Consider the following 898-nt stretch of genomic DNA (forward strand, 5'->3'; position numbering starts at 1 on the left):
CGGTCGAGGCGGCGGCCGGCGGCACGCTGTTCCTGGACGAGATCGGCGAGATGGAGCTTTCGCTGCAGGCGAAGCTCCTGCGCGTGCTGCAGACCGGCGAGTTCCGCCGGGTCGGCGATCCCCGCCCGCGGCGCGCGGACGTCCGGATCGTCTGCGCGACGCATCGCGACCCGTTCGCGGAGGTCGCGGCCGGACGCTTCCGGCAGGACCTGTTCTACCGGCTGCACGTCCTGCCCATCCGTCTGCCGGCGCTGCGCGAGCGCGGCGACGACGTGATCGCCCTCGCCGGCGCGTTCCTGGAGAGCTTCGCCCGCGAGGAAGGCCGCCCGATCTGGCGGCTGTCCCCGGCGGCCGCGAAGCTCTTCAGGCGATATGACTGGCCGGGCAATGTGCGGGAGCTGCAGAACGTGATCCGGCGCGCCATCGTGCTTGGCGAAGGCGACGAGATCACGCCGGAGATGCTGCCGGCCGAGTTCAGGCGGGCGGGGCCGCCCCCCGTCTCCGTAAGCGACCCCGAATTCATCGAACCGTTCTGGGTGCAGGAGCGGCGGATCATCGAGCGCGCCGTGGAAGCCTTCGGCGGCAACACCGCGCGCGCCGCCGCGGCGCTCGAGATCAGCCCCTCGACGATCTACCGCAAGCGCGAGCGCTGGGCCTGACGCCGCGTCCGGCGCCCCGTGCCGCTGTTGACGCCGGGACGATGTTAGGGCCAGCGTCCGCCGCCTGACGATCGAGGCGGGACATTGGCTGAAGACTTCGACCTGGCCGTCGTGGGCGGCGGCATTCTCGGACTGGCTCATGCGCTGGCGGGCGCCCGCAGCGGCCGGCGCGTCGTGGTGATCGACCGCGACGCGCGAGCGAACGGCGCATCGGTGCGCATGTCGGGGCTGGTCAGCGT

General features: G+C 72.5%; 2 protein-coding genes. Both read left to right on the plus strand.

All coding sequences use genetic code 11. The features are described from left to right. Positions 1–659 (plus strand): sigma 54-interacting transcriptional regulator (locus ACIKT0_RS19235; RefSeq protein ID WP_407106876.1); only part of this gene is annotated, 659 nt, incomplete at its 5' end. A gap of 84 nt (positions 660–743) precedes the next feature. Beyond that, a partial coding sequence (locus tag ACIKT0_RS19240; RefSeq protein ID WP_407106877.1) for an FAD-dependent oxidoreductase occupies positions 744–898 on the plus strand: 155 nt, incomplete at its 3' end.

Origin of the sequence: Hansschlegelia beijingensis (assembly GCF_045505405.1) — a bacterium.
GTDB classification, from domain to species: domain Bacteria; phylum Pseudomonadota; class Alphaproteobacteria; order Rhizobiales; family Methylopilaceae; genus Methylopila; species Methylopila beijingensis_A.